Source organism: Anaerovibrio sp. JC8 (assembly GCF_002100115.1).
In the GTDB taxonomy this organism is placed as follows: domain Bacteria; phylum Bacillota; class Negativicutes; order Selenomonadales; family Selenomonadaceae; genus Anaerovibrio.
The window spans coordinates 12,800-36,481 of the sequence record NZ_ANBM01000012.1 but is presented as its reverse complement, the minus strand read 5'-3'; the positions used below and the strand labels follow the sequence as shown (position 1 = coordinate 36,481).

Here is a 23,682-nt window from a genome sequence, read left to right as displayed (position 1 = left end):
AGAGGAATACGAAATGATTTATTATGATAAGCATGTTGAAGACATGACTTGCATTGCAAAAGAAGTAAACCATGGTCCAGCTCCAATTCCTGAAGAGGGTAAGTGGGTACAGTCTAAGGAGATTAAGGATATCAGCGGTCTGACTCATGGTATCGGCTGGTGTGCTCCTCAGCAGGGCGGCTGCAAGCTGACTCTTAACGTTAAGGATGGTATCATCGAAGAGGCTCTCATCGAGACCATCGGTTGCTCCGGTATGACTCATTCCGCAGCTATGGCAGCAGAGATTCTCCCAGGCAAGACTATCCTGGAAGCTCTGAACACTGACCTGGTTTGCGACGCTATCAACACTGCTATGCGCGAGCTGTTCCTGCAGATCGTTTATGGCCGTACTCAGACTGCATTCTCCGACAATGGTCTGCCAGTAGGCGCAGGTCTGGATGACCTTGGTAAGGGTCTCCGCAGCCAGGTAGGTACTCTGTACTCCACCAAGCTGAAGGGTGCTCGTTACCTCGAATTAGCTGAAGGTTATGTTACCAAGATGGCAGTTGACAAGGAAGACCGCGTAATCGGTTATGAAGTTGTTCACCTTGGCAAGGCTATGGAAGCTATTGCCAACGGTACTGATGCTAACGAAGCAATCAAGAAGAACACCTCCACTAAGGGCCGTTACGCAGATGCTGCCCGTTACATCGATCCTCGTAAGGAATAATTTGAGATAACGAACAGGAAGGACTGAACAAGAAATGGCATTATTTGAAGGCTATGAGCGCCGTATTGACGGTATTAATGAAGTTTGCAAGAAATATGGTATTGCTTCTATTGAAGCTGCTGCTGATATTTGTAAGGAAAAGGGCTTTGACCCAGCTGCTATCGTTACCGACCTGCAGCCAATCTGCTTCGAGAACGCTAAGTGGGCTTACACTCTTGGTGCTGCTATTGCTATCAAGAAGGGTGTAAAGACTGCTGCTGACGCTGCAAGAGCTATTGGCGAGGGTATTCAGGCATTCTGCGTACCTGGTTCCGTTGCTGACCATCGTAAGGTAGGTCTTGGCCATGGTAACCTGGCTGCTATGCTCCTGACTGAGGATGCTGAGTGCTTCGCATTCCTGGCTGGTCACGAGTCCTTCGCAGCTGCTGAGGGTGCTATCGGTATCGCTCAGACTGCTAACAAGGTTCGTAAGAACCCTCTCCGTGTAATCCTCAATGGTCTCGGTAAGGACGCTGCTCAGATTATCTCCCGTATCAACGGCTTTACCTATGTTCAGACTCAGTATGACTACAAGACTGGCAAGGTTAACGTTGTTAAGGAAGTTAAGTACTCTGATGGTCCTCGTGCTGCAGTTAAGTGCTACGGTGCTGACTCCGTTCCAGAGGGTGTGGCTATCATGCATCTGGAGAAGGTTGATATCTCCATTACTGGTAACTCCACCAACCCTACCCGCTTCCAGCATCCAGTAGCTGGTACCTACAAGAAGGAGTGCACCGAGCAGGGTAAGAAGTACTTCTCCGTTGCTTCCGGTGGTGGTACTGGCCGTACCCTGCATCCAGATAACATGGCTGCAGGTCCTGCTTCCTATGGTATGACCGATACTCTCGGCCGTATGCATTCCGATGCACAGTTCGCTGGTTCTTCTTCCGTACCTGCTCACGTTGACATGATGGGCCTCATTGGTGCTGGTAACAACCCAATGGTTGGTATGTCTGTTGCTGTTGCAGTTGCTGTTGCAGAGGCAATGAACAAGTAATAAATTAAATTAGTTCCGTAAAACGGGCTGTATGGCGATAATTCGTCCTGCAGCCCGTTTTTTGATGCATTGATTACAATAAAGGTATGTTTTGTTAATTTTAATTACAAAAGCAGGAAAATAAAAGTTAATGGAGAATAATTCACACAAAATCATTAAATAAGGATGAGAGGTGAATGTTGTATGTACAATGACAATGATGATAATTTTTCCAAGCTTGTACCCACCAAGGATTCATTTAAAACCAGGCTGATTGCCATAATGCTGCTGCTGGTTTTCGTCCCTATGGTATTATCCACTGTTGTTAGCTATATAACCTCTACTGACAAGGCCGTGGAGGATGCCAAGGAGAAATTGGAGTGGCAGGCAAGCTATATGGAGGATCTTTTTGCAAAGATCATTGAAAAAAATGTATCCTCATTGAAGGTATTGGCCACTACACCTGCTACCATAGCCTACCTGAAGGATCCCACCGGCGCAGCTGCCCTCAGTGGTGATGTGTTTGCAGCCATGAAGGCCGTAGATGCCTACATGGATGACGGCAATGGTACAACTCTCACCGGTACCGATGGCAATCAGCTTTTAAGAACCGTGGGCAAATGTGTAAATATTTCTGACAGAGAGTATTACAAGCAGGCCATGAAGGGTACACCGATTTACATATCAGATGTAATGGTATCCAAGGCCACAGGAATACGTCAGATATGTATGATAGTGCCGGTTTTTGATGAAAACGGAAAGGTAATCGGCAGTGTTCAGAGAAACTACGATATGGAAGATTTCCACGACCTGTTGGCCGGGGCCTTTGAAGATGCCTTCATATTGGACAGAACAGGCTTTGTTGCCGCTCATTCCCAGTATGTAATCGGCAAGGATCACGATGAAGAGGACAGATCCAAATCTGTGCCTATGACAAGCGGGAAGGATAAGGGCTTTTATATCACAGATACAGGTAAGGGCTATTCAGCCCATATTGCCTATGAGAGGGAGCCGTACTCTGATTTCAAGGTTGTTGTTGCAACAAACTCCGTAAAGATTTTGGGTGCAGCAAAAAAGACGGCATATATAGTTGTGGCCATTGCCATTGTAATGGTGTGCATAGCAGCCTTTTTTGCAATTCTCACCGCCCGGGCCTTCTATAAGCCGGTCAGCAATATAACCAATGCCCTTAAGGAAATGTCAGAAGGAAAGTTCGTGGAAATTGCGGATGACCGTGACAGAAAAGATGAATTTGGCGTAATGGTGAATTCGGCAAATTCTTTGGCCCAAAAGCTGACAGCAATTGTGGGGAACATAAAGCGTGGGGCACGAAGTGTTGCGGATTCCTCCGAAAATCTGTCAGAGACCCTGGATCAGATTTCCCGGACTACTGATGACATAACCAATGCCATTCAGGAGGTTGCCACCGGTGCAACCCAGCAGGCCAATGAAATTCAGACAGCCTCAGAGAACGTTATGACCATCAGCGAGGCTGTTATAGATGTTCAGTCCAGTGCAGAACGGCTTGAGTCATTGTCCAATACAATGAAGGAGGCATCCACAGCCTCAACCAGGTCCCTGGAAAATCTCCAGAAATCTGCAGAAGGAATGACCAGCAAGATTACTGATATAGCAGAGGCTATTCAGGAAACCCAAAATGCCGTAAGAAATATTAATGACAAGGTTGAGGGCATCAATAGCATTGCAAGTCAGACCACACTGTTATCACTTAACGCCAGCATAGAGGCCGCACGGGCTGGTGAAGCCGGACGGGGCTTCTCGGTTGTTGCCGAAGAAATTGGCAAGCTGGCCGGTGAGTCCAAGAACCTGGCTGATGAAATCAAACAGGAGATGGATATACTGATCAGCAAGGCTGGGGGTGCAGTTGCAGCAGCTGATGAAGTCAAGGCGGCCAATTCCGATCAGCAGACTTCCCTTGGTGAAACCATTGAGTCCATAAACGGCATGATTGGTGATATCAACGAAACCGTAAATGGCGTATATGAAATTTCTGATGGTGCAAAGCAGTGCGAGACCTCCAAGGATAAGGTATCCAATGTTATAACCTCACTCAGTGCCATTTCAGAGGAAAATGCAGCCAGTGCAGAAGAGACCAGTGCTTCCATGGAGGAGCTCTCGGCAACAGTTATAACCCTGGCAGAATCCGCCAGCGGATTAAAGCAGGTTGCTGACAAGCTTTCCCAGGATATGGGCTTCTTCAAGTAATACAGCAGCAAAAATAAACATCAAAAAAGCTCAGGACGAAATGTCCTGAGCTGATTTTTTTATGGTGACGCGTAGGGGATTCGAACCCCTGAAGCCGCCGTGAGAGGGCGGAGTCTTAACCACTTGACCAACGCGCCGTTGACAATGAATATAATACCTCAAATTGAGGTTACTTGTCAAATAGTTTTTTAAAAGTTTTTTGAAGCTCTATATTAGCCCTGCACCTTTTCAAGACCAATATTTAAACGTTTCATGGATTCTTCTCTGCCCAGGAGATAAAGCAGCTCGGTAACACCGCCCGGGGTTACTGTCTGACCGGACAGGGCAATGCGGGCAGGCCACATAAAGGTGCCCATCTTGATGCCGCTTTCTGCTACGCCTGGCTGGAGGATTTCATCAATGCCCTCAGGGGTCCAGGTTTGTACTTTTTCCAGAACCTGAATAACCACTGGGAGAATCTCTGCTGCTTTTTCAGGATTTACCTTGTTGCGCTTATTGTTGAACAGATCAGTGGAATAATCAGGCAGGTCCTTGAAGAAGCCAATCTGATCCGGGATTTCATTGAAGCGGCTTACCCGGGTCTTAAGGAGAGAAGCCAGATAGGTCCACTTTTCACCCATGGATTCAGCAATAATGCCGCCAAAAGCACTGGAAAGCTTGGCAAAATCCTCGTCGCTCATGGCCTTGAAGTATTCACCGTTTACCCAGTCCAGCTTGTTGTAGTCAAAAACAGCCGGGGACTTGCTGAGGCCCTCAAGGGAGAAGCGCTCAATAAGCTCGTTCATGGTGAAGATTTCCTGCTCGGATTTTGGGGACCAGCCCAGGAGAGCTACATAGTTGGTGATAGCCTCCGGGAGATAACCCATGTCTACCAGCTGGCTAAAGCCGGTGGCACCATGACGCTTGGAGAGCTTGGATATGGAGCCGTCCTCATTCTTGCCCATTACAGGTGGCAGATGAATGAATACCGGTGGCTCCCAGCCCAGGAACTGGTACAGGAGAACATGCTTCGGAGTAGAAGTGATGAACTCGGTACCACGGAAAATATGGCTGATGTCCATAAGATGGTCATCGATAACGTTGGCAAAATTGTAGGTAGGCATGCCGTCACGCTTCAGGATAACCTGGTCCTCAAGGGTATCGCAGGCAATGGTAATGTTGCCATGTACCACATCATGGAAGGTAACCTCACCGGTGAGAGGCATCTTCTGGCGGATAACATAAGGTCTGCCCTCAGCCAGATACTGGTCAATAACAGACTGCTCCAAATCGCGGCAGGCACGGTTATAACCGCCAAAGCTCTTGGCATCGCCGGCCTCCTGGGCAGCATGCTGCTCCTCACTGCAATCATTGCAGAAGCAACGGTAGGCATGACCCTTTTCAATAAGCTCCTCAGCGTACTTCTTATAGATGTCAAGTCGCTGGCTCTGGATGTATGGGCCGCAGTCACCGCCAATATCCGGTCCCTCGTTAGGGATAATATTGGCTGCCTTTAAGGTATTCTGAATAAACTCTACCGCATCAGCCACATAGCGCTTCTGGTCAGTATCCTCGATACGGAGTAGAAAATCACCATTCTGGGACTTGGAAAAAAGATAACCATAGAGTGCGGTACGAAGATTACCGATATGCATATAGCCGGTAGGGCTTGGTGCAAAACGGGTACGAACGCGATTTGACAAAATAATTCCTCCTAAAAAAAGAGATTGCCGGAGAGCAATCTGTAAATACACTAAGTGATCATCACCAGGCTCAAGCAGTACTGCGTTTGCTTTCACCAAGCGCTGATGGCAGAGAGGGTGGGATTCGAACCCACGGAGGCTATTAACCTCACTTGATTTCGAGTCAAGCACCTTCGACCACTCGGACACCTCTCCATAGCATTAAATTATATAGATGGATACCATCTGCATAACAGAGATATTATACACTAAAATAAGTCTAAAATAAAGAAAAAGGGCTTAGATAAGCCCTAAAGTTTTTCCCAGGAATATCCAGCCAAAGATGGTGAGGCAAGAGAAGCCGGAGGTTGCGATTATGCAGTTGGCGGCCAGCTCGTAGTCGCTGTCCATCTGCTGGGCCATGGTGAAGCCCACCACGGCACATGGGGCAGCAAACACTGTCATGAGGGACACCAGCTCAATGTCGCGATAGCCCATCCATACAGCCACCGGCAGAATAATGGCCGGGGCGATTATAAGGCGGGCGATGGTGCAAAGGGCAATAGACAGCTTGTTGCGCATTACACTGGAAATGGTAAATGAGGCCCCCAGCAAAATCAGGGCCAATGGAGTGGTGGCGCTGCCAACCTGAAAAATCGGCTTCAGGATACAGTCGGGAACCACAATATGACACAGACTAAAGATAATACCGGTAACACAGCCCAGTATCATGGGATTCTGGGCGATACCCAGCAGCACCGGCTTTAAGCGGATGCTGTTGCCCCGGAAGGTTTCAAAGATGGCAACCGCCAGTACATTGTACATAGGGATGACCACCGTAATAAGCATGGCCGTAATGGCGATTTTATCATGGCCATAAATATTGGCTGCCACGGGAATACCGATAATAATAAAATTACTGCGGTATATGGAATGTATCATGGCGCCCCGCCGTTTGTTGTCGGTTTCAAAATAGCACACAACAACAGCAGCCACTGCCACCGTGGCCAGGATGGCCACAAAGGCAAAAAGCAGCAGCCGGGGCTGAAAGGCTAAGCCAAAATCGGCCTGATACATATTTTGAAACAGGAGGCAGAAGAACAGGATTTTAAATACCAGCTTGTTCACATGGTTTATTTCATCCTTGGTGAGAAAATGCATTTTCTTGACCAACAGGCCGATTCCTATAAGGATGGCTATTGGAAGCACTGCCTCCAGGGCAACTATAAAATTACTGTACATATTAAAACCAGCTTTACTTCATAATAGCACCATCAAAACCGGTCAAAGTTGCAAAGTAATCCTCCAGGGTCTCGGCCCGGCGGATCATTTCCACGCTGCCGTCCTCACGGAGAAGCAGCTCGGCACTTCTCAGCTTGCCGTTGTAGTTAAAGCCCATGGAATGGCCGTGGGCACCGGTGTCATGAATGACAATACGGTCTCCCATATCAATCTTTGGCAGCTGACGGTCGATGGCAAATTTATCATTGTTCTCACAGAGAGAACCGGTAACATCGTAAACATGGTCCCTAGGGGCCTTTTCCTTGCCCACCACAGTAATGTGATGATAAGCGCCATAGAGGGCAGGACGCATGAGATTGGCCATGCAGGAATCAAGACCAATGTAATTCTTGTAGGTGTGCTTCTCATGGATAGCGGTGGAAACCAGATAACCATAAGGACCAGTGATGGCACGGCCGGACTCAAAGCAGATAGCACATTTTCCCAGACCGGCCGTCACCATTATGTCATTATACAACTTATGGATAGCTTCGCCAACCTCTTCCAGATTTACTTCGTCATGGTCAGGCTCATAAGGGATACCGATACCGCCGCCAAGGTTGACAAACTCCAGGGTAATGCCCAGCTTTTCCTTGATTTCCTTGGCCAGATTGAACATGATGGAAGCGGTAAGAGCAAAGCCTTCGGTTCTCAGCTCATTGGAAATGACCATGCAGTGAAGGCCAAAGCGCTTTACACCACGGTCCTGGGCCATTTTGTAGGCCTCCAGAATTTGGTCGTGGGTCAGGCCGTACTTGGCTTCCATAGGCTTGCCGATAATATCGTTGCCGGCGATAAGATTGCCCGGATTATAGCGGAAGGACATAATCTGCGGCATGCCGGCATGCTTTTCCAGATACTCAATGTGGGTTATATCATCAAGATTGATGACTGCTCCCAGCTCAATGGCCTTCTGGAATTCATCTGCCGGGGTATCATTGGAGGTGAGCATGATTTTCTCACCGGTGATACCGGCGGCCTCGGAGAGACACAGCTCCGCCAGGGAGCTGCAGTCAGTGCCGGCACCCTCCTCTGCCAGAATCTGCATGAGCTTAGGATTTGGAGTGGCCTTTACAGCAAAATGCTCCCTGAATTCAGGAGCCCAGCTGAATGCTTTGAAAAGACGGCGTATATTGGCCCGAATTGCCTTTTCATCATAAATGTGAAATGGCGTAGGGAATTTTGCAATAATCTCCTCCAGGCGTTCCTGGGAAATTGGAAAAATCTTTTCTTTCATAAATAAAGCCCTCCATATTTAAATTTGAAAAATAGCTAATTAATCAAAAACTAATTGATAAGCACTATTAATTACATAGATAGTATAAAATGTCATAGAAAATATGTCAATTATATATTTTTTGTTATATTACAAAAATCAACCTTAATTTTGTGGTATAGCTTAAATATGGTAAAATAATATGATAGGCAGCTAAATGAAACCAGTTAATCCAAGGGGAGATGAAAATAATGAACCGGCTTATTATGATATTTAATTTGATACGCAAGGATATTGTGGTTATGCTGTTCGCATTGATAAACCGCAGGACGCCCAAGGCCTTTCGCCTTGCCATACTGGCCGCTCTTATATATTTCATCAGCCCTATAGATATAGTGCCGGATGCCATTCCCGCAGCGGGCCTGGTGGATGATGCAATAATTGTTCCGGCCATTCTGGCGGGACTCCGTCAGCTACTGCCGCCTGATGTGCTGGAGGACTGTCAGCATAGTGCCGGTCATTATGGCCGCTTTCTGCCCATAGTGGTGGTTATAGCCACTATTTTGCTGCTGCTGTGGACGGGAATAGTGATATATGGAGTTTATAAATTAATCTTTACCTAATATTATTAAGATACAAATTCGAGAGGTTGTTACAGTGCGTTTATATATAGCAGAGAAGCCCAGCATGGGTGCCGAAATTGCCAAGTGTCTGCCAGGACCATCCCGCCGGGGTGATGGTTTTATTGAAACCGCCGGGGGAACGGTGACCTGGGGCTTTGGGCATATCCTGCGGCAGGCTGAGCCTCAGGAGTATGACGAAAAATATAAAAGCTGGCGGGCAGAGGATCTGCCAATAGTGCCCCAGCAGTGGAAGCTGCTGGTGGATGCCTCCTGCGCCAAGCAGTTTAATATAGTAAAGGGCCTTATTGACCAGGCGGATGAAATAGTTCATGCCGGGGACCCGGACCGTGAAGGTCAGCTGCTCATTGATGAGGTATTGGATTATGTGGGCAACCAGAAGCCTGTAAAGAGGATTCTCCTCAATGCCCTTGATGAAAAGAGCATTAAGGAAGCCAACGCTTCCCTTCGGGAAAACAGCGAATTTTTCAATCTGAAGCAGTCGGCACTGGCCAGAGCCCGGGCAGACTGGCTTATTGGCATGAATTTATCCCGTGCCTATACTTTGGCAGCCCAGCGGGCCGGCCACAGACGGCTGGTATTGCCGGTGGGCCGTGTCAAGACCCCCACCCTTGCCCTGGTAGTACGGCGGGAGCGGGAAATTGAGAACTTCAAGCCGGTGGATTATTACACCATAAAGGGCAAATTCCACCATGAAAATGGTGATTTTTATGCCACCTGGAAGCCAAAGGATATTCAGGCGGGGCTGGATTCAGAAGGTCGCCTGGTGGACAAGGCTGTGGCAGAGGCCAAGATGGCGGAGTTTTTGGCTGCCCCAACTGATGGAATTATTGCCGCCTACACCAAGAGCAAGAAGCAGGAGCAGCAGCGTCTGCCATTTTCCCTGTCCTCACTGCAGGTGTTGGCGGGCAGACGGTTTGGCTATGATCCACAGCAGGTGCTGGATACGGCCCAGAAGCTCTATGAGCGGAAGCTGACCACCTATCCCCGTTCAGACTGCGAGTATTTGCCGACAAATCAGTTCAAGGACAATGGGGCAATTTTGCAGCACCTCCAGAATTTTGGGGATGAGCAGCTGGCCAAGTGGGCGGCTGAGGCTGACAGCTCCATTAAGAGCCGGGCCTGGAACGATAAGAAAATCTCGGCCCATCACGCCATTATCCCTACACGGGTGCCGGCGGCCAGTGACAAGCTGAGTGCCATGGAGCGGAATATTTATTTTCTTGTGGCCCAGGCCTACATTGCCCAGTTCTATCCGGTGCATACCTATAATCAGACAAAGATTGAAATAGATTACAAGGATGAGCTCTTTACGGCCAGCGGCCGGGTGGAGCTTGATCTGGGCTGGAAGGCCCTGTATACCTCCCAGACCAGGGATAAAAACGAGGATAATGCCGACAACGGGGAAAATGGTGAGGAGGAGGATTCCGCCTCACTGCCGATGATGAAGAAAAAGGATGGAGTAACCTATCTGGAAGGTGAAATGAGCCAGAAGGCCACCAAGCCACCGGTACGCTTCACCACCTCCACCCTGCTGGCGGCCATGAAGGATATTCATAAATTCGTCAAGGACCCGGAGGCCAAGAAGAAGCTGAAGGACGTATATGGTATTGGTACGGAGGCCACCAGGGCCACCATTATTGATGACCTTATTCGTCGGAAGTTTATGACCCAGACAGGCAAGAAGAAGTATCTCCAGCCAACCCAGTCGGCCTACATGCTCATTGATGCCATGCCGGAGGAGCTGTCTTATCCGGACTTTACCGCTATTTGGGAGGACAAGCTCCATTCCATGGCGGACGGTGATGGTACTCTGGAGGACTTTATCAAGAATCAGGTCCAGTTTACCACGGACCTTTGCCAGAAGGCCTATGGAGCCAAGCTGCAGGTGGCCGCCACCACTGAGGGGGGCGAGGCTGCCAATGTATGCCCGCGGTGCAAAAGCGGTGTGCTGCTGAAGCGTCACGGCAAGAATGGTGATTTCTGGGGCTGCTCCGCCTTTCCGAAATGCCGTATGACCTGTGATGACAAGGATGGCAAGCCGGATTTGGAGGGGGCAAAGGCCCGGATTCAAAACCGTGGCAGCTTCGGTGGCAATAACAGAAATTATGGCAGTCAGTCCAATGTGGCTTCTGCTGCAGCCCCTGTTGAGGAAATGCCTTTCGGCAACCCGTATATCAGCGAGGAAGAAATGCAGGCCTTCAATCAGGAGTTCCAGCTGATGGATTCCTTTACCGCCACAGCTGGCAGCGGCTATCAGGAGACAGTGCCTTCCTTTGGGGGAAGAAGCAGCTATAATGGTGTTAATAGGGATAATAAGGAGCCAAAGGTCTCCGCGGCCCCTATGGAACATATTCAGAAGAATAATCAGGATTCAAAATATCTTTGTCCGAAGTGCAGGGAAGGCAGCTTAAGACGCATCAAGGGCCGCAACGGCAATTTCTGGGGCTGCAGCAATTATCCACGCTGCACCGCCACCTTTGATGATGAAAAGAATATGCCGGTTTTTCAGTAATTTAGGAGGAAATTTTCTTGGACATAACAGAGATTATAATAAAGCTTATAATCATAGTGGTTTTGGTAGCCCTTAACGGCTTCTTTGTGGCGGCGGAATTTGCCATTGTTAAGATGCGTGTATCCCGTCTGGATTCCATGATTGAGGCGGGGATTCGTCGGGCCATTTATGCCAAGCCGCTGGTGGAGCATGTGGATGTTTCCCTGTCTGTAACCCAGCTGGGCATAACCATGGCTTCCCTGGGCCTTGGTCTTTTGGGTGAGCCTACCATCAGTAAGGTTTTGGCGCCGGTCTTTGAAATGCTGGGGCTGGGGGGCACCCTCTCCACCACCATATCCTTTATTATTGCCTTTTCACTGGTGACAGCGGCCACTATTATTATCGGTGAGCTTATACCAAAGAATGTGGCCATACAGCAGGTGGAGCGGGTAATGCTGGCGGTGGCCATACCCCTGACCTTTTTCCAGAAAATAATGTATCCCTCAGTTTGGGTTCTTAACAAGGTGGCTGTATTTGTAGCCAAAATCTTCGGCATTGATATTTCCAACAACAGTGACGAGGTGGCCCATACAGAGGATGAAATCCGCCGTCTCATGGAAGAAAGCCACAAGCAGGGCTACATCGACAAGACAGAGCTGGACTTTGTGGACAATGTATTCGATTTTGCGGATCGTAATGTCCGTGAAATAATGATACCCCGCACCGATATGGTGTGCCTCTATCTGGAGGACAGTTTTGAGGAAAACATCAAGGTGGCTATGGAGGAGCACCTTACCCGTTACCCGGTGTGCGGTGAGGACAAGGACGATATTGTGGGCTTTTTGCACATCAAGGATTTGATGCAGTCCCTTTATAACCGCCGTCGGCCAATTCTGCGGAAGCTGGTACGCCGCAGTCTGGTGGTGCCTGAAACCATGAAGATAAGCATGCTGCTGAAAATGATGCAGAAGCAGCGTTCCCAGCTGGCCATTGTGGTGGACGAGTACGGCGGCACCGCCGGCATGGTTACCATTGAGGACGTTATTGAGGAAATCGTAGGTGAAATTCAGGACGAGTTTGACCAGGAGCGTCCGTCCATTGAGAAGCGGAGTGACTTGATTTATTCCATTGATGCCATGCTGCTTTTAGAGGAAGTCAGCGATATCTTTGAGATGGAAGTAGAGGCGGACAATATTGATACCATTGGCGGCTGGCTCTATAACAATGTTCAGTCCCCACCAATGATAGGCATGAAGGCATCCTGCGACTGCGTGGATTTCTTCGTGGAGGAAATCGACAATCTCCGCATTACCAGAATACTGCTCCAGCTGTCCCGTCCATTGACGGAGGAGCATCCGGAGATAACCGCCGAGGAGGAAGTTTAACTTGGTTTTGACAGTGGAAGACCTGGGCAAGAGCTATGGCGAGAAAGTCTTGTTCAGTCATGTAAATCTTAATGTAAATGAAAATGACAAAATAGGTATAGTGGGTGTAAACGGCACCGGCAAGTCCACCTTTTTAAGGACGGTGGCAGGAAAGCTCACGGCGGATACCGGCAATATGGTGACCATGCGGAACCTTCGCATCAGCTTTTTGGAGCAGTCCAAGGAATTTGATATGGACAATACGGTGCTCATGGAGGTATTTAAGGATGACAGTCCTCTTATGAGGGCCCTTCGGGATTATGAGGCGGCTCTGGCCAAAACAGAGGCCGGTGACCAGTCACCGGAGGTACAGCAGGCCTTGGTAAATGCTTCTGCCAAGATAGACAGTGTCAACGGCTGGAGCATGGAAAGTGAAGCCAAGACCATCCTTAATCACTTGGGAATACACGATTTTGAGGCCAAGGTGGGCAGCCTGTCCTCCGGTCAGCAAAAACGTATGGCTTTGGCTACGGCTTTGATTCAGCCCTGCGACTTGCTGATACTTGACGAGCCCACCAACCATCTGGACAGTGAAACCATTGGCTGGCTGGAGGAATATCTGGCCCATTGGAAGGGCTCATTGCTGACAGTTACCCATGACCGCTACTTTTTGGACAGGGTAACCAATGGCATCCTGGAGTTTGATAAGGGCCGGACCTACAGCTATGATGGGAATTATTCCGAGTATCTGGAGCAGAAGGCAGCCCGCATTGAGCGGGAGGAAGCCGGGGAACGCAAGCGTCAGAACTTTCTGCGAAACGAATTGGCCTGGATACGGCGTGGGGCCCAGGCCCGGTCCACCAAGCAAAAGGCCCGTATTCAGCGGTTTGAGCAGGTGCGGGACCAAAAGGTGGATCTGGCCCGCAATCAGGTGGAAATCGGCTTGGCCGGCAGCCGCCTGGGGCGGAAAATCATTGAGCTGGACAATGTTTCCTACCGATGGCAGGGCAAGACATATCTCAAGGACTTTACTTATACAGTTTTGCGGAATGACCGCATTGGCATATTGGGGGGCAACGGTACCGGCAAGTCCACTCTCCTTAATATTATTGCCGGCAGGCTCCAGCCTACGGCGGGAACCGTGGATATAGGCCAGACAGTGAAGCTGGGGTATTTTGCCCAGACCAATGTGGAAATGGACGGCCGTCTGCGGGCCAAGGAATACATACAGGAGGCGGCCCACTATATCACCATGGCGGATGGCACCAAGCTGTCTGCGGGGCAGCTTATGGAGCGGTTCCTGTTTCCACCGGATCTGCAGTGGACGGAAATATCCCGTCTCTCCGGCGGTGAAAAGCGGCGGCTGTATCTTCTCCGCATCTTGATGGAGGAGCCAAACGTACTGCTGCTGGATGAGCCAACAAACGATTTGGATTTGGACACCATGGCGGTGTTGGAGAACTTTATTGAGGACTTTAATGGGGCCATAATATTTGTGTCCCATGACCGGTTCTTCACGGACCGCATGGCAAAGAAGGTCTTTGTCTTTGATGAGGATGCCCGGGTTCAGATAATCATGGGCGGCTACTCTGACTACAAGGAAAAGGCTGACGCCGAAGCGGCGGAAAAGCTGCAGCAACAGCGTCAGGCGGACAAGGCCCGGGCAGCGGCTGCGGCCCCTGCTGAAAAGGCGAAGCCAAAGAGCAAAAGCCGGGGACTTAGTTACAATGAAGCCAGGGAGTACGCAGAAATTGAGGCAGTAATTGCCAGCAAGGAAAGCGAGCTTAAAGTGGTGGAAATGCAGATGACTATCAACGGCTCCGATTATGATATGCTGCGGGAGCTTACGGCGGAGCAGGAAAGGCTGTGCGCCGAGCTGGACAAGCTTATGGACCGCTGGGCATATCTGGAAGAAAAGGCCAATGACCAGGATTGATTTTGATAAATACGAAGTGTAATAAAGGAGATTTATATAATATGAAGTTTACTATGGCACATAGCAGTATTGCAGTAAAGGATGTGGAGCGTTCTGTGGAATTTTACAAAAAGGCTGTCGGCCTCAAGGTGAAGAGCAACAAGGATTTGCCTCACATTAACCTCACCTACATGGTGGATGCGGAGGAGTCCGGCTATGAGCTGGAGATTACTCTGAAAAAGGACCATGAGGGTGACTACAACTTGGGCGAAAATCCGGTTCATCTGGCCTTCTGGGTAGATGACTACAAGGGTGCCCTGGCCTTGCATCAGGAAATGGGCTGTGTGTTAAGAGTAGTGGAGCCGGCGGGGATTCACTTTATTCAGGACCCGGACGGCTATGTAACGGAAATAATGCCAAAGGCATAATCAATAACGACATGCAAGATAAAGGGGGCACACAGGGTGGCATTTAACGAAGCGTTATACAAAGAAATAATGGAGGAGCTGACGGTCAGCCAGGAATTTATTACCGAGGCGGCGGGGGCTTTCCGCTGGGATTTGGAGCAGGGCCTGAAGCACAGCGAATTTTCTTCTCTGCCGATGCTGCCTTCCTTCATTGGTCTGCCTGATGGCGGGGAAAAGGGGGAGTATGTGGCCCTGGATTTCGGGGGCAGCAATGTGCGGGCCTCCGTGGTACGTCTGCTGGGAAACAGCCGGTATGAGGTGCTTAATTGGGTGGAAAGGCCTCTGGTGACGGCGGAATATAATCTCATAAGCAGTGAGACAGACCCGGATAATCTCTTTGATTTTCTGGCGGAAATAGCCGGTGAGGCGGTGGAAAATGACCATGACAGGGAGTTTCTGCTGGGCCATACCTTTTCCTTTGGCACGGAGCAGCAGGATATCAATCGGGCCAGGCTCATAAAGTGGGCCAAGGAAATTGCCGTACCAGGGGTAGAGGGCCAGGACATAAATGATATGCTGGAAAAGGCCCTTATCCGCAAGGGCTTTGGCAATATTAAGCCCGTGGCCATATTAAATGACACCGTGGCGGCGCTTTTGGCGGCGGCCTACAGCTATCCCGATACCCGGATAGGCTCCATTTATGCCACAGGCTACAACACCTGTTATATGGAAGTCATGCCGGATGTGGGGCGGCCAGCCTGCATTATCAATATGGAATCCGGTGCCTTTTCCAAGCTGGTGCCCAATAAATGGGATCTTGCCCTGGACAAAGCCTCGGAGCAGCCGGGCCGTCAGCGGCTGGAAAAAATGGTGTCCGGCCGGTATCTGGGTGAGCTCTTCAGCATGCTGCTAAAGGAGCTGTTTGAGCTGGCTGAAAAGCCTTCACTGACTGCGGTGGATATGTCAGCCATTATGAATGATAAGACCAGGGGGGCGGCCATTTTGGGGCAGATATTGGAAAAGGAGGCCCTCGGGGATGATTCCCTTGAGAAAATCCGGGAACTGGCCATGGCCATTACCATCCGCTCTGCCAGAATTGTGGCAGCAAGCTGGGCCGGGACACTGTGGCATCTGGCGGGGAACCACAAGGTGGAGCCCCAGCATATTGCCGTTGATGGCTCCGTTTATCAGCACATGCCCCATGTACAGGAAAATGTCAGACGGGCACTGTATGACATTATGGGCGAGGAAGCAGGCGGCCTGAAGCCAGTATTGGTAAAGGACGGCTCCAGTATCGGGGCGGCTATTGCGGCAGCCGTTGCAAGCTTTGGCTAATAGTGATAATCTATTATATATATAGAAAAATAGTCACGGATAAAATTTTTAATCCGTGACATCTGGGAGAGATAAATTTGAAGTTTTCCAACATGGTTATGGCAACGGTTATTGCGGGCATTATGTCCTTTTCCGGTGTAGTGGTGGCAGAGGATATTAATGACCAGCCTCTTATGGAGAAGGTGGTCCAGCAGGAGCCCTTAAACAAGGTGAGGATAAATTGGGACACTGTTCCGGGGGCGGTCAGCTATCGGCTGGTTATTACCAAGTCAAACAGCACCAGTCCTGAGGCAGAGGTGAAGCATTTCAATCTGGTGCCTGTTAACGGCTTTGAGCTGAACACATCGGATATGCTGAAGGCCAGAGAATATTACTGGCGGATATGCCCATTGAATTACGATGGCATTGCCATGGATGGTTACACTGCTCCCAAGCCCCTTGTGGAGCAGGAGCTGAATCCTGAGGCACCACGGCCTACCACGGAGTTTGATGAAATGGCCTATTCCCCACTGTATCCTGTATTTTCATGGGTACCGGTGGATGGCAGCGGTGCCTATGAAATAAGGGTTAGTCTGGAAAATAAAATCGCTCCGGGCAAGTACAAGGTAGTTCGGGAAATGACCACCCAGAGCAATATATATTATGAAACTGGTGGCTACACCTGGCCGGGCCATTATATGTGGCAGGTCCGCTCACGGAACAAGGTGGGACAGCCCAATACGGAATGGTCGGAGCCACGGTATTTTGACGTGGAGAGCCATGTTCGGGTGGCAGCCCTGGGGGACAGCATTACCCACGGAGGTGGCGTGTGCAATGTTCCGCCAAGCTATGCCATGTACAGCTGGGAATATTATTGTAAGGTGCCCATTAAAAATCTGGGACGCAGTGGCGACAGTGTTCAGGATATGGCCAAGCGCTTTGATCAGGATGTCATGCCCTTTACCCCGGGTATGCTGATAATCATGGGAGGCGTAAACAATTTCCGGGCCGGCGAAGACGGCTGGGATACCATTGCCGCCATGGAGCAGATATTGGCGGAATGTCAGTATCATAATGTTATCCCGGTATTTGTGACTGCTACTCCTATCAACGCTGATTTAATGGCCAAGGTGCCAACCATTGAGACTCCGGCCTGGAACTGGAAGGAACAGCAGCAGCTCCTGAACCAGTGGATAAAGAATCAGCCATATCACATTGATGTTACTCCGGCCCTGACGGATGCCAACGGACAGCTGAAAGCAGAGCTCACCACCGACGGACTCCATCCGGACCATATAGGCAAAAAAATAATTGGGGAGACCATCAGCAACTATCTGCTGACTACCTTCCCAACCTATAACTTAACATCCAAGCAATAAGCAACAAAAAATGCTGGCCTGTAATCAGGTCAGCATTTTAATTTTTCCGTTTTAAAGCAGAACCATCATGATGGAACCAACGAACATGGCAATGCTCATGCCCTTCAGAAGGTTGGACATAAACCAGTCCTGGTCACCCCGGGCTTTTCGCAAAAGCACATGGGCCTCATAGATCAGGAAAGAGCCGGTGAAAAAGCATAGGGGCAAATCCCAGTCCGACAGACCATAGAGGAACAGGACCAGAGACAGGGCCATGCCCGCCTTTTCGCCGTTGCTGAAGGTGGTGTCCTTCTTATCATTTGTTTCATTTATAGGTGGTTTATATCTCATTCCTGGCATTTTAACAGGTCCTTTCAATCATCCAGGCACCGCCACCCAGCAGATGGAAGATGGTGCTGTGACGGGATTTTATGGTGGAGCGGTGTCCCACGCTTACCACGGACATTTCCGGCAGCTTCTCCTTCAGCATATCGTAGGAACGGGCCTCCAGCTCCTCGTCCATGGCGGAGGTGGATTCATCCAGAAATACCATTTCTGGCTTAAATAGTAAAATGCGGATAAAGGCAATGCGCTGCTGTTCGCCCAGGGACAATATACGGCTCCAGTCATCCACCTGGTCCAGCCTGTCAGCCAGGGCAGACAGATTGAATTCACGGAGATAGCTTTCCAGTGATTCTGTTTCCTGCTCTGGAACATTCTGAGGATAGTAGATGGCCTGCCGCAGGGTGCCCAGTGGCAAATATGGCCGCTGAGGCAGGAACATAATCCGCCAGTTATCCGGACGGGCAATGGTGCCGTTGCCGTAAGGCCAAAGATTGGCCAGGGCCCGCAGCAGGGTACTCTTGCCGGAGCCGGATGGGCCGCTGATAAGGGTATATTCCCCAGGGGTGATATCAAGGCTGAGCTGTTCAATGAGCTTGCTGCCCTCCGGCAGGAGAATGTTCATATTCTCAAGGGACAGCTTGTTGTCTGTATTATTGACAGTATTGAAGTCGGATTTCAGCTCGTCCACCTCATCCATGTGGGCGGTGAAGTCACCAAGACGGCGGATAACCGCTGCGTACTGGGCGATGGAATCGTAGGCGGTAACAAAGTAGCTGAGGGCATCCTGCACCCGGCCAAAGGCGCTGATGGTCTGCATGAGACCACCCAGCTGCATTTCCCCGGAAAAATATTTTGGCGCTGCCATAATAAGGGGATAAATGATGGCCAGCTGGGCGTAGCCGTTAATGTAGAAGTTCAGCAGCTTGGTCCGCTTCATGAGGCCCCAGAAGTTTTGAACCACCATTTTAAAGCGGTCCCCAAAGCCGTTGAGCTCCGGGGATTCACCACCATAAAAGGCGATGCTTTCACTGTTTTCACGGACCCTTATCATATTGAAACGGAAGTCCGCCTCGTAGCGCTGCTGGTCATAGTTCAGTTTTATCAGCTTGCGGCCGACTATATGGGCCAGCCAGGTGCCCACAATGGAGTACAGCAGGGAGAGCCATACCATATATCCCGGAATGGAAATGGCTGTTTCACCAAGGGACAGGTCCAGGGAACCGGAAAGGCTCCACAACACGAAGATAAAGGCTGCCAGAATGGTGAACTGCTTCAGAAAACCCAGAAAAAGGGTCAGGGTAAGGGTGATAAAGGAATTGATGTCCTCGGAAATACGCTGGTCCGGGTTATCCATGTCGGACTTCAGGACCTGCAGCTTGTAATAGACCTGTTTGGCCATCCAGCTGCTTAAATAATTGTTGGTCATCCATGTACGCCATTTTATCTGCAACATTTGCTGGAGATAAACGGCATAAACTGCAGCTATGATGTAGATGAAGGCTATAAGGGTAAATTGCCCCACCAGGGGCCAGAAATTTTCAAAATCATAATTTTGCAGGGCGTTATAAAAGTCATTGTTCCACTGATTCAGCATAACCAGGAGATAAACCTGGGCCAGATTCAGGACGACGATGACTGCCAGCATGCCACGGGCCCACCATCGTTCCTCAGATTTCCAATAAGAGCGCATCATGCTCAAGATGCTTTTTGCAATATCCTTTTTCTTCATAAAGGGTCTCCTTTTTCATAACATAAATCCAGTTAATTATAACGCAATTGTTCAAATTTTTCTTCCAAAAGGAAGAAAAATATTCGATATAGCGTTTCAACGAGGCATTATCTTTTTGCCTCGTTATAACGCAAAAAACCACCTTAAAACTAGGGTTATTTTGCCCTATGGGCGGTTTGGTGTATAATATAGTGTACGCATTTAGTATAAATTATATTGAAGGGATTCCTTATGATATTACCAATTATAATTGCAGCTATAGTATTGGTCCTGACAATACTGGTGCTGGAACGGAATATTAAGAGCCGCCTGGCCTTCTATGCCTTTTGCGGTTCCATGCTGCTGGCTTTGTCCATTGTGGGCTATGGCTATTATACCAGCGCCTCAAACTCATACGAGGAGCTGGATGAATCCGCCATCCGCCATATTACGGCCCAGCAGCTGGCCTTCGGGGAATGGTATACCAATTACAAGAAAAAGCTGGATGCCATTGATTATTGCTGGGTGTCCTATTACCGCATCATGAAGGATTTTAAGAATGATGATATTTCCCTGCCGGAGGCATACACACGCCTTGCCCAGCTGGAGTCCAACGTGGTGAATCTTCACAATGAGATTTATCAGCTGGACCCGCCAATAAGTCTGGATGATGCCAACTATGATCTGACCTCCGCCATTCTGAAAAAGACCAAGGCCTATGCCGATGCCCAGCTGCGGACAGTGAGGGCCACCAAGCTGATGGCGGACCCGGAAAAAATGCACACGGATAATCATGAGGTTCAGGTGGGCTATCTCAATGATGCCATGCTGATGAATTCCCCGGATATGCTTTTTACTGCTGCCGAAATAAATTCTCTCAGGCACAATCTCACCATTCCGGAGGTAAATTGATATGCAGCCATATAAGACCACTGCCGATTTTGGCACGGCCTATTATGAAATACAAAAATCAAAATTTTATACCTACACGGCCCATGTGGAGGATGAGGCGGCGGCCCGGGAATTTGTGCAGAGCATCAAGAAAAAGCATTTTGATGCCCGCCATAACTGTTCCGCCTGGATTTTGGGGACTGACAGCAGTCAGCAGAAATCCAATGACGACGGAGAACCGGGGGGCACTGCCGGAAATCCTATACTGGAGTCAATCAAGCAGCATGGCCTCACCAACGTGGTAGTTGTGGTGACCCGCTACTTTGGGGGTATAAAGCTGGGGGCCGGGGGACTTATTCGGGCCTATAATCATTCTGCGTCCCTGGGGCTGGAGGCCACGCCCCAGGTGGAAGTAAAGCCTTTTTGTAGGGTGGCAGCCACCATGGATTATACCTTGCTGGGGACTGTGGAAAACTGGGTTCGCAACAATAGCATCCGCTCCGAGGAAACGGAGTATACTGACAAGGTTACGGTCAAGCTCCTGATAGAGCCCCAGGATGTGGAAAAAATACAGGGAGAACTGGTGGATTTAACAGCCGGAAAATGCTCCATTACAGTGGCTGATCCGGAATATTTGGAGGTTCCAGCCTGAGGAAAAACTTCTGACAAAATTAAAAAATACGAATTCTGCAAAAAAGATAGGAAAAAAAGTTTATTTTTTCAAGAAAACTACTTTTATGCAGGATTTTTTTTTTGAGTGAAGAAATAAGTATAGTACAAAAATTATGTTTTATTTTTCATTATAGTAGTATTCTGACTTAAGCGCAGGGGTGAGTTTTATGAGTAAGACAACGTGTGTAGCCATGATTTTGGCAGGCGGTCAGGGAAGCCGCCTGGGGGCATTGACTAAGAATATTGCCAAACCGGCTGTACCGTTTGGTGGCAAGTATCGAATAATTGATTTCCCACTTTCCAATTGTGCCAATTCCGGTATAGACAAGGTTGGCGTGCTGACTCAGTACCGTCCTTTGGAGCTTCACAATTATCTTGGCACCGGCGATGCCTGGGACCTGGATAAGTCTGATGGTGGCGTTTTTATTCTGCCACCTTATGCAAGGGACAAGGGTGCAGACTGGTATAAGGGCACAGCGGATGCCATTTATCAGAACCTTAATTTTATTGATATGGTGGATCCTGACTATGTGCTGGTGCTTTCCGGCGACCATATTTATACCATGGATTATGCCAAGATGCTGGCAGCCCATAGGGCCAACAAAGCCGATGCAACCATCGGTGTTTTTGAGGTGCCTTGGGAGGAGGCTCCACGCTTCGGCATAATGAATACCGACGAAAAAGACGGTCATATTGTAGAGTTTGAGGAAAAACCAGCCAAGCCGAAGAGCAATCTGGCTTCCATGGGTATTTATATCTTCAACCGTGACTTCCTTGACAAGTATCTCAAGGAGGATGCAACTGATGAAAATTCTTCTCACGATTTCGGCAAGAATATTATTCCTGCCATGCTGGAGAACAAGGCAAGACTGTTCTCCTATGCCTTCGAGGGCTACTGGAAGGATGTAGGAACTATTGAGAGCCTTTGGCAGGCCAACATGGATCTGCTGCAGGATGAGCCTCCATTTTCCTTTAACAGTGCCTGGAAGATTTATTCCAATAATCCATCACTGCCTCCGCATTATGTGGGACAGGATGCCAAGATTACTTGCTCAATGCTGAATGAAGGCTCTATGATTATGGGCGAGGTAGATCATTCTGTGTTATTCTCCGGTGTTAAGATTGGTAAGGGTGCCAAGGTTACAAATTCTGTAATTATGCCATTTACCGTTGTTGAAGAGAATGCAGTTATTGACCATGCCATTGTGGCACAAAACTGCGTAATTACTGCCGGGGCACATGTTGCTGGTTCAGATGGCGCTATAGCCGTGGTTCCGGAGGGGGAAACCATTAAGGCTGAACAGGCAAATTTGGGACAGCAGGTGAGCTGATTATGACAACGAGAAATGGAGCTGATCATATTGGGTAATGTAATGGGGATTATAAGACTCGATGGTGCCAATAATATGCTTAAGGAGCTTTGTGAGCATCGCCCGGTGGCGGCGCTTCCTATTGCCGGGCGCTATCGTATACTGGATTTTGCTGTATCCAGTCTGGTAAATTCTGGGATTGGTCATGTAGGTGTACTGGTATCCAAGAAGGCAAGACCGGTTTTTGACCATCTCCGCTCCGGTAAGGATTGGGATTTGGCCCGCCATCGTGATGGTCTGGCATATCTTCCTAATGACGGTGAGCGTGGTCAGGGTACGGCTCTGGCCGGCCTTTACCAGAATATCGATTTCGTGATGCGCAGCTCAGCTGAGTACGTGTTCCTGGCACAGGCTGATACTGTATATAATATCGATTTGAGACCGGTGCTTCTGTTCCATCAGAATACCGGGGCCGACATAACCATGGTTTATTGCAAGGCCAGGGAGGACCTGCCTGGAGAAGCAGCCTCCATGCAGATTGCAGAAAACGGCAAGGTTACCGACATAGCCAAGAGAATGACCTCCACCAAGGGGTCCAATGATTTTATGGGCATATACCTCATGCGCAAGGATACCCTGGTGAAGCTGGCCACCTCCACCTTTGAGCGTGGTGGCAACAGCATGCTGGTGGATGGCATTATCCGTCACATGGATGATTACAGCATCTATGGCTATGAGCATAAGGGCTTCTATGCCAGAATAAATTCCACCATGGCATATTTCAACGCCAACAAGGCCATACTGAATCCTGATGTATGGCATGAGCTGTTCATGAGCGAGCTTCCTATTCATACCAAGACCAAGGACGCTGCTCCGGTTCAGTACAAGAATACAGCCAAGGTTACCAATTCTCTTATCGGCAACGGCTGTGAGATTTATGGTGAGGTTGAGGACAGTATCCTCTTTAGGGGCGTAAAGGTCGCTGAGGGTGTAAAGATTAAGGATTGCATCATCATGGAGCAGTGCCAGATAGAGCAATATGCTATGCTGAGGGATGTAATCTGTGACAAGAATGTTGTCGTTTCTGAGGATCAGTGGTTAAAGGGTGCTGAGAATTATCCTTTGATTATTGCTAAGAGCACCGTTATTTAATAA

Annotated in this window: 19 protein-coding genes and 2 tRNA genes; 14 read left to right on the top strand and 7 right to left on the bottom strand. The window is 49.1% G+C overall.

What is annotated here, in order from left to right:
- The first annotated feature begins 13 nt into the window (after nucleotides 1–13).
- The 3 genes from D081_RS10805 (at nucleotide 14) to D081_RS10795 (ending at nucleotide 3,950) form a co-directional block, all read left to right on the top strand.
- On the top strand, nucleotides 14–709 hold the full coding sequence (locus D081_RS10805) for an iron-sulfur cluster assembly scaffold protein (protein WP_037325573.1): 696 nt from the start codon (nucleotides 14–16) through the stop codon (nucleotides 707–709).
- Nucleotides 710–743: 34 nt separating this feature from the next.
- On the top strand, nucleotides 744–1,745 hold the full coding sequence (locus D081_RS10800; RefSeq protein ID WP_027406936.1) for a GGGtGRT protein: 1,002 nt from the start codon (nucleotides 744–746) through the stop codon (nucleotides 1,743–1,745).
- A gap of 183 nt (nucleotides 1,746–1,928) precedes the next feature.
- Entirely contained in the window at nucleotides 1,929–3,950 is a 2,022-nt protein-coding gene (locus D081_RS10795) for a methyl-accepting chemotaxis protein (protein ID WP_143272198.1), read from the top strand.
- A 62-nt stretch (nucleotides 3,951–4,012) separates the two neighbouring features.
- Here D081_RS10795 and D081_RS10790 read toward each other — a convergent pair.
- The 5 genes from D081_RS10790 to lysA all read right to left on the bottom strand — a co-directional run bounded on the left by D081_RS10790 (nucleotide 4,013) and on the right by lysA (nucleotide 8,129).
- Nucleotides 4,013–4,087, bottom strand: a tRNA-Glu gene (locus tag D081_RS10790).
- Between the two features lie 75 nt (nucleotides 4,088–4,162).
- Nucleotides 4,163–5,632, bottom strand: coding sequence for a glutamate--tRNA ligase (gltX, locus tag D081_RS10785; protein ID WP_085024184.1), 1,470 nt, complete (start codon nucleotides 5,630–5,632; stop codon nucleotides 4,163–4,165).
- A 106-nt stretch (nucleotides 5,633–5,738) separates the two neighbouring features.
- Nucleotides 5,739–5,827: transfer RNA gene (locus tag D081_RS10780), tRNA-Ser, on the bottom strand.
- An 84-nt stretch (nucleotides 5,828–5,911) separates the two neighbouring features.
- Nucleotides 5,912–6,853, bottom strand: a complete 942-nt coding sequence (locus D081_RS10775) for an AEC family transporter (RefSeq protein WP_085024183.1) — start codon at nucleotides 6,851–6,853, stop codon at nucleotides 5,912–5,914.
- 13 nt (nucleotides 6,854–6,866) lie between these two features.
- The gene (gene lysA / locus D081_RS10770) at nucleotides 6,867–8,129 is read right to left on the bottom strand and encodes a diaminopimelate decarboxylase (RefSeq protein WP_085024182.1); all 1,263 of its coding nucleotides are present in this window, start codon (nucleotides 8,127–8,129) and stop codon (nucleotides 6,867–6,869) included.
- 230 nt (nucleotides 8,130–8,359) lie between these two features.
- Between lysA and D081_RS10765 the strand changes: the two genes are divergently transcribed.
- The 7 genes from D081_RS10765 to D081_RS10735 all read left to right on the top strand — a co-directional run bounded on the left by D081_RS10765 (nucleotide 8,360) and on the right by D081_RS10735 (nucleotide 17,622).
- Nucleotides 8,360–8,731 carry a YkvA family protein gene (locus tag D081_RS10765; RefSeq protein WP_233127478.1) on the top strand — a complete coding sequence of 124 codons (372 nt, stop codon included), beginning with the start codon at nucleotides 8,360–8,362 and terminating at the stop codon, nucleotides 8,729–8,731.
- Between the two features lie 34 nt (nucleotides 8,732–8,765).
- Nucleotides 8,766–11,264: a DNA topoisomerase 3 gene (locus D081_RS10760; RefSeq protein ID WP_085024180.1), complete on the top strand. Its 2,499-nt coding sequence runs from the start codon at nucleotides 8,766–8,768 to the stop codon at nucleotides 11,262–11,264.
- A 17-nt stretch (nucleotides 11,265–11,281) separates the two neighbouring features.
- A complete protein-coding gene (locus D081_RS10755) occupies nucleotides 11,282–12,628 on the top strand; it encodes a hemolysin family protein (protein ID WP_085024179.1) in 1,347 nt (448 codons plus the stop codon).
- A 1-nt stretch (nucleotide 12,629) separates the two neighbouring features.
- Entirely contained in the window at nucleotides 12,630–14,543 is a 1,914-nt protein-coding gene (locus tag D081_RS10750) for an ABC-F family ATP-binding cassette domain-containing protein (RefSeq protein ID WP_085024178.1), read from the top strand.
- A gap of 41 nt (nucleotides 14,544–14,584) precedes the next feature.
- Nucleotides 14,585–14,950: a VOC family protein gene (locus D081_RS10745; RefSeq protein WP_085024177.1), complete on the top strand. Its 366-nt coding sequence runs from the start codon at nucleotides 14,585–14,587 to the stop codon at nucleotides 14,948–14,950.
- 36 nt (nucleotides 14,951–14,986) lie between these two features.
- Complete coding sequence (locus D081_RS10740) at nucleotides 14,987–16,264, top strand: hexokinase (RefSeq protein ID WP_085024176.1); 1,278 nt, start codon at nucleotides 14,987–14,989, stop codon at nucleotides 16,262–16,264.
- Between the two features lie 77 nt (nucleotides 16,265–16,341).
- Nucleotides 16,342–17,622: an SGNH/GDSL hydrolase family protein gene (locus D081_RS10735; RefSeq protein WP_085024175.1), complete on the top strand. Its 1,281-nt coding sequence runs from the start codon at nucleotides 16,342–16,344 to the stop codon at nucleotides 17,620–17,622.
- Between the two features lie 51 nt (nucleotides 17,623–17,673).
- Here D081_RS10735 and D081_RS10730 read toward each other — a convergent pair whose 3' ends face one another.
- Complete coding sequence (locus D081_RS10730) at nucleotides 17,674–17,961, bottom strand: hypothetical protein (protein ID WP_085024174.1); 288 nt, start codon at nucleotides 17,959–17,961, stop codon at nucleotides 17,674–17,676.
- Between the two features lies 1 nt (nucleotide 17,962).
- Nucleotides 17,963–19,675, bottom strand: a complete 1,713-nt coding sequence (locus D081_RS10725; protein WP_085024173.1) for an ABC transporter ATP-binding protein/permease — start codon at nucleotides 19,673–19,675, stop codon at nucleotides 17,963–17,965.
- Nucleotides 19,676–19,906: 231 nt separating this feature from the next.
- On the opposite strand from D081_RS10725, the gene D081_RS10720 reads away from it, so the two are divergent.
- The 4 genes from D081_RS10720 to glgD all read left to right on the top strand — a co-directional run bounded on the left by D081_RS10720 (nucleotide 19,907) and on the right by glgD (nucleotide 23,679).
- Nucleotides 19,907–20,566, top strand: coding sequence for a hypothetical protein (locus tag D081_RS10720; protein ID WP_085024172.1), 660 nt, complete (start codon nucleotides 19,907–19,909; stop codon nucleotides 20,564–20,566).
- A gap of 1 nt (nucleotide 20,567) precedes the next feature.
- The gene (locus D081_RS10715; protein WP_085024171.1) at nucleotides 20,568–21,197 is read left to right on the top strand and encodes a YigZ family protein; all 630 of its coding nucleotides are present in this window, start codon (nucleotides 20,568–20,570) and stop codon (nucleotides 21,195–21,197) included.
- Between the two features lie 187 nt (nucleotides 21,198–21,384).
- Nucleotides 21,385–22,548, top strand: coding sequence for a glucose-1-phosphate adenylyltransferase (locus D081_RS10710; protein WP_085024170.1), 1,164 nt, complete (start codon nucleotides 21,385–21,387; stop codon nucleotides 22,546–22,548).
- Between the two features lie 30 nt (nucleotides 22,549–22,578).
- A complete protein-coding gene (gene glgD, locus D081_RS10705) occupies nucleotides 22,579–23,679 on the top strand; it encodes a glucose-1-phosphate adenylyltransferase subunit GlgD (protein ID WP_085024204.1) in 1,101 nt (366 codons plus the stop codon).
- The last annotated feature ends 3 nt before the right edge of the window (nucleotides 23,680–23,682 follow it).

What these genes read in the sequence shown, in the direction of transcription:
- D081_RS10805 (WP_037325573.1), top strand. Translation starts at nt 14, where the DNA reads ATGATTTATTATGATAAGCATGTTGAAGACATGACTTGCATTGCAAAA.
- D081_RS10800 (WP_027406936.1), top strand. Translation starts at nt 744, where the DNA reads ATGGCATTATTTGAAGGCTATGAGCGCCGTATTGACGGTATTAATGAA.
- D081_RS10795 (WP_143272198.1), top strand. Translation starts at nt 1,929, where the DNA reads ATGTACAATGACAATGATGATAATTTTTCCAAGCTTGTACCCACCAAG.
- D081_RS10775 (WP_085024183.1), bottom strand. Translation starts at nt 6,853, where the DNA reads ATGTACAGTAATTTTATAGTTGCCCTGGAGGCAGTGCTTCCAATAGCC.
- lysA (WP_085024182.1), bottom strand. Translation starts at nt 8,129, where the DNA reads ATGAAAGAAAAGATTTTTCCAATTTCCCAGGAACGCCTGGAGGAGATT.
- D081_RS10765 (WP_233127478.1), top strand. Translation starts at nt 8,360, where the DNA reads ATGAACCGGCTTATTATGATATTTAATTTGATACGCAAGGATATTGTG.
- D081_RS10745 (WP_085024177.1), top strand. Translation starts at nt 14,585, where the DNA reads ATGAAGTTTACTATGGCACATAGCAGTATTGCAGTAAAGGATGTGGAG.
- D081_RS10730 (WP_085024174.1), bottom strand. Translation starts at nt 17,961, where the DNA reads ATGCCAGGAATGAGATATAAACCACCTATAAATGAAACAAATGATAAG.
- D081_RS10725 (WP_085024173.1), bottom strand. Translation starts at nt 19,675, where the DNA reads ATGAAGAAAAAGGATATTGCAAAAAGCATCTTGAGCATGATGCGCTCT.
- D081_RS10720 (WP_085024172.1), top strand. Translation starts at nt 19,907, where the DNA reads ATGATATTACCAATTATAATTGCAGCTATAGTATTGGTCCTGACAATA.
- D081_RS10715 (WP_085024171.1), top strand. Translation starts at nt 20,568, where the DNA reads ATGCAGCCATATAAGACCACTGCCGATTTTGGCACGGCCTATTATGAA.
- D081_RS10710 (WP_085024170.1), top strand. Translation starts at nt 21,385, where the DNA reads ATGAGTAAGACAACGTGTGTAGCCATGATTTTGGCAGGCGGTCAGGGA.